Source organism: Limnospira sp. PMC 1279.21, assembly GCF_032349615.1.
GTDB lineage: Bacteria > Cyanobacteriota > Cyanobacteriia > Cyanobacteriales > Microcoleaceae > Limnospira > Limnospira fusiformis.
The window spans coordinates 1-9,817 of the sequence record NZ_JARPLU010000167.1 but is presented as its reverse complement, the minus strand read 5'-3'; the positions used below and the strand labels follow the sequence as shown (position 1 = coordinate 9,817).

The following is a 9,817-nucleotide window of genomic DNA, read 5'->3' as shown; positions in this document are numbered from 1 at the left end:
CTAGCTCCATGGAGGGGCAACCATACCCCTCCACCCCGCAAAGGGGTGCTGGCGGCTAAAGCCGCTTGAGTCGGTTTTCCTCTCCGTGATCAATCACGGAGCTTCCAACCCTCCCAGGAGTTTTACGTGAAACTTAGTTAGCCAAAATATGCCGAGGTATTCGTGCTAAGTTTCATTCATTAAGTGTTACAGACAAGTCAGCCCACTGCAACCTAACAAAAACTCCATCAAAACCATCTATTATCTGGTTTTTGGTACAACTGTAAAAACACGGTACATATATCATGAACGAAGTTAAGTTATTCAATATATGTATTGACAATATTACCACCGAACAACTCCTAGAAGAACTTGGGAGACGTGGCGGTATTGTTTTCACTCCTAATGTCGATCACTTGATGCGATTGCAGAAAGACAAAGAGTTTTACGACATCTATAATAAGTCGGATTACCGCGTTTGTGATAGTCAGATTGTCTACTATGCTTCTCGGCTTTTAAACCAGCCTATTGCTGAAAAAATATCCGGCTCTGACCTATTTCCCGCCTTCTATAATTACTACCGAGATTGTGAAGAGATTAAGATATTTTTGCTCGGTGCTGCTGAAGGTGTAGCCGCTAGGGCGAAAGTTAAAATCAACGAAAAAGTCGGTCGTGAAATGGTGGTTGACTGCTACTCTCCACCCTTTGGTTTTGAAAAAGACGAGCTGGAATGTCAACGCATTGTCGATCGCATTAATCACTCAAAAGCCTCTGTTCTTGCTGTTGGGGTCGGCGCTCCCAAACAAGAAAAGTGGATTATGAAACATAAGGATAAACTTAACCATGCCAAAATCTTCTTAGCTATTGGCGCGACTATTGATTTTGAAGCCGGAGAAAAACCCCGTTCACCTCAGTGGATAAGTGAAGCAGGTCTGGAGTGGTTACACAGACTCGTATCTGAACCACTGCGCCTCTGGAAGCGCTATCTCATTGAAGATATGCCCTTTTTCCTGCTACTCATGCAACAAAAACTTAACCTTTATCATTCCCCCTTTAGCTCTTTGGGAGACATGGCTACCCCTCATTGGCAAATGCCTTTATTGGGACAAATGCTTGAGGATGCCGGTTTATTAGATGAACTTCAGGTGCAACGGGTGCTTCAAATTCAAGAGCAAAGGCACAATCTCCGCTTTGGTGAAATTGTCACAGATTTGGGTTGGCTACGTCAAGAAACCGTGGACTTTTTTGCCGAGCAGCTACCTCAAATTGGTGGGAGTCAACAAAGGCAACCTTTGGGTTATTACCTCAAACAGGCTATGCTTTTGGATGATCAACAAATTAACTTGATTTTGCTTGAACAACAGCAAAAATATCTCAGGTTTGGCGAACTTGCCGTCCAGAAACAATGGCTCAAGCAACAAACTGTTGATTCTATTCTGTCCTATCTCACCCGCCCACAGACCGAAATGCCGCTTTGAATCTACACCAATGTTAAGTTTTGTAACGAAAAATTAAGAAATGTTACAAAAAATTTCCTCTGGGGGAGGGGGGTTGCGTTTCGCGGGAGCTTGTGGTATCATTTTAGATAATTGGAATAGTGATAATTTTTAATTTTTTGCACAGATTACCATTATTTAACTTACTACCTTAATAGTATCATGAGTTCCCAGGACTTGTCAACCCTCGACGCTAAATTACGAGGGCCATTTTTAAAAATTGATGAAAAAATCAACTTAGAATTTTCTTTTTCTATGGTAGCGATCGCCTTGGGTTAAGGTATGGTATGTATGCAGGTCAATGCTGAGAAAATGGTTTATATTCGCCGACGGGGACACTCCTATAAAAAAAATCGGATTATGGGTAATGTAAAGCGTCTGCCAAGGTTACGGTATGATCGGCTGTTATTGCTAATGATAGTAACGATCGCTTTGGGGTGGGGTATGCTGTCGATAGTCAGGTCCCTAGTGTTGAAACTCTCAACCGCCAAAGTAGATCAAATCTCATCAACAGAACCAATAAAAACCGGGTATAATGTGCAGTCAGCACCCAACTGGGATAGTAAAGCACAACTACAGGCGATCGTCAATGAAACAGTAGCGATCGCCAAAAACAAAGGATTCCCGACCGAAGCACTGTCGATCACCTTAGTAGATGTGAGCGATTCCGGCAAGCACTACAAAGCTGGATACAACAACCAAATTTTAAGGTTTCCCGCCAGCGTTGCCAAACTATTTTGGTTAGTCGGCTTTTTTGATCAAGTTGAACGTGGGTCAATTAGGGATGAATCTAAATTTCATGACCACCTCAACCAAATGATTCGCATTTCCGATAATCAATCAGCCAGTGAAATTGTAGATGCTATTACCCAAACCACTTCCGGGGAAGCCTTAACCGGAAAAGACTTAACAACCTGGCTAAACCAACGCAGTCAGATTAACAAATTCTTTGAACAAGCGGGTTATGCTGGAATTATTCTCAGCATGAAAAATTATCCCATCGACAACTCACAAGAAACACCCACAGGTAGAGATCTGCAATTAAAGCAAACTCGATACCTAGTTAATGGAAACCAGATCACCACAGACCAGGCGGCGCGGCTAATGTATGAAATTTACACCCAGCAAGCCGTTTCTCCCATAGCCAGCACCAAAATGGCTTACCTTCTCACCCGAGATCTAAATTCCGAGACTTGGGACGAAAGCGATCGCCACTTTATCGAAGGATTTTTAGGTCAATCATTACCCACAGACATTTATTTTGGTTCCAAAGTTGGTTATACCAGCCACTCACGCCAAGAAGTGATTTTTGTAAGAACCCTAGATGATCAGACCATTTATATTCTGGCAATTTTCGCCAATGATCCCGCCTACTCTCAAGATCAAGACATCTTTCCTCAAATGTCCCGCCACATTTTTGATCGCCTCAATAGAGCCTCCCAAAACCTGACCCCCAAAGAAGTCAGCGTTTTTCACTCCACCACCGAACCCAGTCAACTCAAAAAACCCTCCCTGAATTAGGGGAGGGTCCTGTTCGCATTCAGAGAATTATTTAACTTCCACTTTAGCGCCAGCTTCTTCTAGTTGTTTCTTAATGCTTTCCGCATCTTCTTTGGTGGTAGCTTCCTTAATAGCTTTAGGAGCACTTTCTACCAAGTCTTTAGCTTCCTTCAGACCCAAACCGGTAATGCTACGAACTACTTTCAGAACCGCGATTTTCTTATCAGCGGGGAACTCAGTCAGAATCACATCAAACTCAGTTTTTTCTTCTTCCGCCGCCGCTTCCGCACCAGGAGCAGCCATACCAGGAGCAGCCATCATCATCATACCGCCGCCAGCAGAAGCCGAAGCATCAACGCCAAAAGCCTCCTCAATTTGCTTAACCAACTCAGATGCTTCTAACAGGCTCAAAGATTTTAGTTGTTCTAAAATTTGATCAGTTTTTTCAGACATGGGTTAACCCTCAACAAGTAATAAATAACAAACAATTGAAAAGCGATTTAAGCCGCCTGGGAATCGTCTTTTTCGGATACAGCCTTGATAGCGCGCACCAGAGAAGCCGGAACCTCTTTGATACCAACCGCCAGCTTCGTGGGAACTGCATTGACTCCAACCGCCACCTTCGTAGGAATAGAGTTGATCGCTCCCGCGATACGAGCCATGAGTTCTTCCTTGGTGGGAAGTTCTGTAATAGCTTTGATCTCATCAGGACTCAAAGCGCGACCTTCCATCACCCCGCCGCGTAGCTCAGTTTTTTTGCTTTCCTTTTGAAAAGCCTGATACGCTTTAATCGCAGCACCAAAATCGTCTTGAATGAAGATAAACGCTGAACTACCGCTGAGGAATTTCTCCATCGGTTTCCAGTTGTCATCTCCTTCAACCGCTTTCTGCATCAAGGTGTTTTTCGTGACTTTGCAGACACTACCCGTTTCCCGAAGGCGGTTCCGCAAGTCAGTAATTTGGGAAACAGACAGCCCAGTGTAGTCAATCACCAAAGTCAGTTGAGCGGAGCTTAACTGCTTCTGGATATCTACAACAATGTTTTCCTTTTGGGCTAAGGTTCTTCCCATTCCTGTTGAACCTCCGTATTTGATGAACGCCCAATCCCTAATGGGTCAAACAGAAGACAAATTGGCATTAAAAAACCCGGAACTCACCAAGCCGGGTAAAGGAATAAAAATTATCCGTTAGAACTCAAGGCATAATTAGCCTTTAATTCACCGTTAAAATCTTTAATACCTTAACCTCGGCAGGATATTAAGCCAGTTGCGCCTGCTGTCTTCGGTTATCAGATCTTTAGAATTATAAGTGGGCTACAGTGCTTAATTGCACAATTAAACATTATTACACTATTCGTGTATGTTGTCAAGCAAAAAGTTATTTTCGGGGAAATCAGCAGCAGGGAGCAGGGATGAGTATATTTGAGTACCAACCTTCTCCCTGTCCACTTCTCGCCCGGAGTTTCTGTAGCCTACAGATTCCCTTTCCCTATGCAGCTTCCGCGATTTTCAGATCCCGCAAAGCATTGATATCTAACTGAATCGCTGGACCCATAGTGCTACAGACATAAACACTCCGCCAATAGCGACCCTTAGCCCCAGAGGGACGGTTACGGTCAATACATTCTTGTAACGCCGACAGGTTAACCAGCAGGTCTTCCGCTGAGAAAGATACCTTTCCAAACATCACGTGGACAATCCCGGTGCGATCGCTCCGAAACTCCAGTTTTCCTGCCTTAAATTCAGCGATCGCCTGAGTTAAATCCATAGTCACCGTACCACCCTTGGGGGAAGGCATCAAACCCTTTGGACCCAACAAACGACCCAACTTAGCCACCTGGGGCATCATATCCGGTGTAGCGATTAACTTGTCAAAATCCAGCATTCCTTTCTGAATTTCTGCGATCAGATCATCTGACCCCACCAAGTCCGCCCCGGCGCTTTGGGCTTCAGCCACCTTATCACCTTTAGCCAGAACAGCCACCCGCACCTCTTGTCCTGTTCCTTTCGGCAGTGTCACCGTTGTTCTCAGTTGCTGATCCGTATATTTCGGGTCAATACCAAGACGAATGTGGGCTTCTACCGACTCCGGGAACTTAGCCGTTGCCGTTTCCTTGAGTAGTTGCAGGCCCTCTAGGGGTTCATAAAGTCTATCTTCAACCTTTTGTTGAAGTTCTTTTAATCGACGCGATACTTTTTTTGGCATGATTTCCTCCTGGGGTCAATAACGAAGTTAAACTTCTCCCCCAATATGTCAATTCAACAATTGGGTTGGCTCAAATTTTTTTCTTAGCTACCTAAATTAATCCGCGACAGCAATACCCATATTACGGGCTGTCCCTTCCACAATTTTCATGGCAGCTTCCAAATCATTCGCATTCAGGTCCGGCATTTTCACCTCTGCGATTTCTCGCAACTGGCTGCGATTAATTGTTCCCACTCGAACCCGGTTCGGTTCACCTGAACCTTTTTCAATTCCGGCCGCTTTCTTAATCAGCACTGACGCTGGCGGAGTTTTGAGGACAAAAGTAAAACTTCGATCTTCATAAACCGAAATCTCTACCGGAATCACCAAACCCACCTTATCCGCAGTTTTGGCGTTATACTCCTTGCAAAACATCATGATGTTCACCCCATGCTGACCCAAAGCTGGGCCGATGGGGGGAGCCGGGTTTGCTTTTCCCGCGTTAATTGCTAACTTGATAACTGCTACAACTTTCTTTGCCATTTGTTAGCCCTGCTTTTCAACCTGATTGAACTCCAATTCCACTGGCGTGTCTCGTCCAAAAATCGACAGTAAGGCCTTGAGCTTATTACGTTCCGGGCTCACTTCAATGACATCCCCTTCAAAGTCTTTGAACGGGCCAGATAGCACCAGGATATGATCCCCACTCGCCATCTCTACCTTCACAACAGCTTCCTGTTGCTGGGTTTGTCTGAAAATCCGATCAACTTCTGATGGACTTAATGGCAGGGGTTTAACATGGCCCCGCCCTCGCCCGGAGTGACGTTTCTGCTCTGCCCCGACAAAGTTAATCACATGAGGGGTATTTTTGACAACCTGCCAAGCCTCATCGTCAACATCCCACTGGTTGAACTCATTATTCCAGTTCAGTTTCATCTGGATTAACACATAGCCCGGAAATACTTTTTCCTGACTATGCTGGCGACTGCCATCCTTACGGAGTTTAATCGCCTGAGTCTGGGGAATCTCCACTTTGAGAATCCGGTCAGCCACATCCAGAGTTTGAACCCGTTGGTCTAAGTTCAGTTTCACCCGCTTTTCGCAGCCAGATGCTACCTGAACAGCATACCAGCGGACTTGTCCTGGCGCATATTCTGGCTCACTGTCTATTTCAGACATTACATTGAGTTGTTCTGACTCATCTGATCCAAAAGTCATCCAAATACCTGCCCCGACGACCAACGAAAGAAGTTATCTATTAAATAGATTAGTGTTGCTGAAAGCATTACCATTAACAAGACTCCCGCCGATTCACTCAGCAGTTGCTGGCGAGTAGGCCAGACCACCTTATCTAGTTCTTCCTTGGTTTCTTTCAAAAAACCACCAACACTAAACCCCTTCGGGACTTCCTGAATCCCTGCTTCTTCTTTCTTTGACACAGCTTTCCCCCTCGTGATTTTTAACTTAACAGTCGATTTTAACAACTGCGGCACGCTGGCTCAAACTACTTATTGTAACATCCTCAGTGCCATACTGAAACATTGCCCTAATACTTTTTGAGTTTTAGTTAATTGATGTCGCCCGCTTTCATTAGCCAAAACCAGGCTAACAAAAACTTAACCTGGTTGACTTTTGCTTAGTTAACGCGCCCTGAAGGACTTGAACCCTCGACATCAGGTTTTGGAGACCTGCGTTCTACCAACTGAACTAAGGACGCACCCTGCATGGGGCTTTTATGCCATAACCGCTCGCTAGTATAGCACGGTGTCTTGATAGATGCAAGTGCTTTTTGTGGAAATTTAAAGTTTTGGTCGCCAACCTTTACAGAAAGGGACTTAAAGAGGACGATCAAAACGCTGAGGAACTCGCGTCGCTTTCCCAACGCGATCGCGAAGATAGTACAATTTAGCCCGACGGACCTTCCCTCTCATGATTACCTTAATACTAGCAATCCGGGGTGAGTGGAGCAAGAACACCCGTTCTACCCCAACCCCCTGGAAAATACGACGGACGGTGATGGTTTCGTTGATACCACCATTACGCATAGCGATTACCGTCCCTTGATAGGGCTGAATCCTTTCCTTTCCACCTTCAGTGATTCTCACACCGACCTTCACCGTATCTCCTACATAGATTTTAGGGATACTTCCTTTTTGGACCTTGGTTTTGATACTCTCGATCTCTTCTTGCTCAATGGCGCGGATAATTTCCTGGGCTTGCATGGCAGTCGTTTCAAACTCACAATCTCTCATTATGACATCCTTTGGTCATTTTTTCAACCCAACCGACAAGGATTTTCCAGGATCACATCAACCCCTACCCCCTGCACCATGAAATTAACCCTAGGGAAGGGACAAGGCTGGACTTGTCTGTATACCTATCTGGCATGACTCGGAGGAATTTCAAGCCGCTTGAGGAGATTTGAGGAGGGGAAAACCCAGACCTTCTCGCTGTTCCAAATAACAGTGAGCCACCCGACGCGCCAGATTCCGAATTCTGCCAATATATCTAGTACGTTCAGTCACCGCAATTACCCCCCTAGCATCTAATAAATTGAAACTGTGGGAACACTTGAGGACGTAATCTAAACTCGGTAAAACTAAACCTTGCTCAATCAACTGTTCCGCTTCCTGTTCATACAACGAGAATAAATTAAACAGTAACTCGGGGTTAGATGCTTCAAAATTGTAGGTACATTGTTCTATTTCCCCCTGTAGATGAATATCACCATAGTTAATCTCATCAGTCCAAGCAATTTTGACAATAGCATCTACATTTTGCAAATACATCGCCAGCCTTTCTAATCCATAGGTGATTTCAATACAAACCGGACGACAATCAATTCCTCCACATTGTTGGAAGTAGGTAAACTGAGTAATTTCCATCCCATCTAACCACACTTCCCAACCTACACCCCAAGCACCTAAAGTGGGTGACTCCCAGTTATCCTCGACAAACCTAATATCATGGTCTTCTGGATTGATTCCTAGTACCCGCAAAGAGTCTAAATAAATCTCTTGGATATTGTTGGGAGAAGGCTTGATTAGTACCTGATATTGATAATAATGTTGAAAGCGGTTAGGGTTCTCCCCATAACGTCCATCTGTAGGGCGGCGACAGGGTTCTATATACGCCACAGACCAAGGTTCTGGACCGATCGCCCGTAGAAATGTATGATGGCTCATGGTTCCTGCCCCTTTTTCGGTATCATAGGGTTGGGCAATTAAACAACCGCGATCGCTCCAAAATTGGTTCAGGGTGGCAATAACTGATTGAAAGTTCACTGGTAAATTATTGATAACTAAGGTGTCCGCCACAATTCTATCAAATATCATCCTCATTATTTCACCCTTCCCAACTTCCCCCAACTGTCCCTCGACTATTGCTGCTTTGATGATAAGATGAGTCTGGCAACAATTATGGAGAGATAAAATTATGGCTGCTACACATTACTTGTCGGTTTGGAAAGGCTGTAAAATGCTGTGGCTGGCGGGATTATTAGCAACTTTTGCGAGTCCGGCTCATGGTCAAATCAACCCTGGTTTTTCTGAGGATATCATCCTGGCTCAGAATACTAGCAGCGATATAGTATGGCGCAGGCTAAATCAACAGGAAACCCGTGATACTATTGATGCCATACTTGGTAGCCCCATGGGTATCGCTGGATTAAATCAATTGGCGATCGAAGGCTTTATTGGCTTTGATTGTGGCAAAAGTTATTATCAGGATGTAGATGGTTTTCGCTGGCTACTTCAGGTTAATTGTCGGACACCTAGAGGGGTTTCTACTGCTGTGGCTTATGATGAAATTCGGGTGATTTTTAACTCTTTTGAAGGGAGAATCGAGTCCTTTACTACTGAGCGACATGGCGGCGATTTGCCTACGGGTGCGCTCCGCTTGGATTGAATAATTGTATTATTTGACTTAGCGGCTAATACTATTAATAAATAAGCCGCAAATTGCTATATAACGCTCGTAAAACCCTCGGATGATACTATAGCTATCCTCGATGATGTGCGGTCAGACCAGCTAGATGCAAAGCCTGGGATACCCTCGGCGATTAACCGGGTTTCTCTTTTTGGCTAGTTTATTAATTTCTACTCAATAGGCGTATCTTAGGTAACACTAAATTTGGCAAAAATGGGCGGACTTAGTTAAGTTTAGCTAATGTATAGCTGGGGATAGTTTTGATTTTCGTAAGTTTGTTAAGAATTGAGAGTAACTGATATGCCAGAAAAATCCTGCCCCTGTTTTCCTGTGATCGCTAACCTGAGTACAGGTATAGGGAGAGTCTCGAAGAGGGTGGTTTGATGAGATTGATAGTCTTAGGTTTAGTGTGGTTTGGTTTATTGTCAGTGATGATAGTACCAGTGTCAGAGGCGGCGATATGTCGAATGATCGATAATCACCAGATATGTATAATTAGCCTTAAACGCAGCGCCAAATATCATTGGGAATATAGGGCGAAACTGAGTATTGACGGGGTAGCACAGGGAGAGTGGATTTATAATTGTCGCGATCGCCTCCGGGTAGATTCAGATGGAAAACAGGCGAAATTTGAACCCAACAGTTTTGGGGAGTATCTTTGTCGGACAGTTAACTATTGACACTCCCCGGCGTGAACGCACGGGGATTCTTTGTTCTACGACACGACTTGC

Annotated in this window: 12 protein-coding genes, 1 tRNA gene and 1 other annotated feature; of the genes, 4 read left to right on the top strand and 9 right to left on the bottom strand. The window is 44.6% G+C overall.

Annotation, left to right across the window (positions count from 1 at the left end; all coding sequences use genetic code 11):
• Positions 1-284 precede the first annotated feature (284 nt).
• Both P5683_RS19750 and P5683_RS19745 read left to right on the top strand, forming a co-directional pair.
• Positions 285-1,457 carry a WecB/TagA/CpsF family glycosyltransferase gene (locus tag P5683_RS19750; protein WP_006622637.1) on the top strand — a complete coding sequence of 391 codons (1,173 nt, stop codon included), beginning with the start codon at positions 285-287 and terminating at the stop codon, positions 1,455-1,457.
• Positions 1,458-1,766: 309 nt separating this feature from the next.
• On the top strand, positions 1,767-2,996 hold the full coding sequence (locus P5683_RS19745; RefSeq protein WP_315641978.1) for a serine hydrolase: 1,230 nt from the start codon (positions 1,767-1,769) through the stop codon (positions 2,994-2,996).
• Positions 2,997-3,023: 27 nt separating this feature from the next.
• Here P5683_RS19745 and rplL read toward each other — a convergent pair whose 3' ends face one another.
• The 9 genes from rplL to glyQ all read right to left on the bottom strand — a co-directional run bounded on the left by rplL (position 3,024) and on the right by glyQ (position 8,443).
• Positions 3,024-3,428: a 50S ribosomal protein L7/L12 gene (gene rplL, locus P5683_RS19740; protein ID WP_006622639.1), complete on the bottom strand. Its 405-nt coding sequence runs from the start codon at positions 3,426-3,428 to the stop codon at positions 3,024-3,026.
• Between the two features lie 47 nt (positions 3,429-3,475).
• Positions 3,476-4,045, bottom strand: a complete 570-nt coding sequence (gene rplJ / locus P5683_RS19735; RefSeq protein ID WP_006622640.1) for a 50S ribosomal protein L10 — start codon at positions 4,043-4,045, stop codon at positions 3,476-3,478.
• A gap of 60 nt (positions 4,046-4,105) precedes the next feature.
• Positions 4,106-4,278 (bottom strand) — a sequence feature (ribosomal protein L10 leader region).
• Between the two features lie 185 nt (positions 4,279-4,463).
• The gene (gene rplA, locus P5683_RS19730) at positions 4,464-5,180 is read right to left on the bottom strand and encodes a 50S ribosomal protein L1 (RefSeq protein WP_006622642.1); all 717 of its coding nucleotides are present in this window, start codon (positions 5,178-5,180) and stop codon (positions 4,464-4,466) included.
• 96 nt (positions 5,181-5,276) lie between these two features.
• Complete coding sequence (gene rplK, locus P5683_RS19725) at positions 5,277-5,702, bottom strand: 50S ribosomal protein L11 (RefSeq protein ID WP_006622643.1); 426 nt, start codon at positions 5,700-5,702, stop codon at positions 5,277-5,279.
• Between the two features lie 3 nt (positions 5,703-5,705).
• Positions 5,706-6,377 (bottom strand): transcription termination/antitermination protein NusG, encoded by a 672-nt coding sequence (gene nusG / locus P5683_RS19720; RefSeq protein WP_006622644.1) that lies wholly within the window; start codon positions 6,375-6,377, stop codon positions 5,706-5,708.
• Entirely contained in the window at positions 6,374-6,598 is a 225-nt protein-coding gene (gene secE / locus P5683_RS19715; protein ID WP_006622645.1) for a preprotein translocase subunit SecE, read from the bottom strand. The genes nusG and secE overlap by 4 nt, the downstream gene beginning before the upstream one ends.
• 205 nt (positions 6,599-6,803) lie before the next feature.
• Positions 6,804-6,876: transfer RNA gene (locus P5683_RS19710), tRNA-Trp, on the bottom strand.
• A gap of 118 nt (positions 6,877-6,994) precedes the next feature.
• Positions 6,995-7,381, bottom strand: coding sequence for a 50S ribosomal protein L19 (gene rplS / locus P5683_RS19705; protein WP_035760001.1), 387 nt, complete (start codon positions 7,379-7,381; stop codon positions 6,995-6,997).
• Positions 7,382-7,561: 180 nt separating this feature from the next.
• Complete coding sequence (gene glyQ, locus P5683_RS19700) at positions 7,562-8,443, bottom strand: glycine--tRNA ligase subunit alpha (RefSeq protein WP_035760003.1); 882 nt, start codon at positions 8,441-8,443, stop codon at positions 7,562-7,564.
• Between the two features lie 151 nt (positions 8,444-8,594).
• On the opposite strand from glyQ, the gene P5683_RS19695 reads away from it, so the two are divergent.
• Together P5683_RS19695 and P5683_RS19690 are read left to right on the top strand one after the other, a co-directional pair.
• Entirely contained in the window at positions 8,595-9,065 is a 471-nt protein-coding gene (locus P5683_RS19695) for a hypothetical protein (protein WP_006622649.1), read from the top strand.
• A 488-nt stretch (positions 9,066-9,553) separates the two neighbouring features.
• Positions 9,554-9,766 (top strand): hypothetical protein, encoded by a 213-nt coding sequence (locus tag P5683_RS19690; protein WP_233497490.1) that lies wholly within the window; start codon positions 9,554-9,556, stop codon positions 9,764-9,766.
• Positions 9,767-9,817: the final 51 nt, after the last annotated feature.

Bases quoted from the DNA above. Each gene is read 5' to 3' on its own strand.
- P5683_RS19750 (WP_006622637.1), top strand. From the start codon at position 285: ATGAACGAAGTTAAGTTATTCAATATATGTATTGACAATATTACCACC.
- P5683_RS19745 (WP_315641978.1), top strand. From the start codon at position 1,767: ATGCAGGTCAATGCTGAGAAAATGGTTTATATTCGCCGACGGGGACAC.
- rplL (WP_006622639.1), bottom strand. From the start codon at position 3,428: ATGTCTGAAAAAACTGATCAAATTTTAGAACAACTAAAATCTTTGAGC.
- rplJ (WP_006622640.1), bottom strand. From the start codon at position 4,045: ATGGGAAGAACCTTAGCCCAAAAGGAAAACATTGTTGTAGATATCCAG.
- rplA (WP_006622642.1), bottom strand. From the start codon at position 5,180: ATGCCAAAAAAAGTATCGCGTCGATTAAAAGAACTTCAACAAAAGGTT.
- rplK (WP_006622643.1), bottom strand. From the start codon at position 5,702: ATGGCAAAGAAAGTTGTAGCAGTTATCAAGTTAGCAATTAACGCGGGA.
- nusG (WP_006622644.1), bottom strand. From the start codon at position 6,377: ATGACTTTTGGATCAGATGAGTCAGAACAACTCAATGTAATGTCTGAA.
- rplS (WP_035760001.1), bottom strand. From the start codon at position 7,381: ATGCAAGCCCAGGAAATTATCCGCGCCATTGAGCAAGAAGAGATCGAG.
- P5683_RS19695 (WP_006622649.1), top strand. From the start codon at position 8,595: ATGGCTGCTACACATTACTTGTCGGTTTGGAAAGGCTGTAAAATGCTG.
- P5683_RS19690 (WP_233497490.1), top strand. From the start codon at position 9,554: ATGATCGATAATCACCAGATATGTATAATTAGCCTTAAACGCAGCGCC.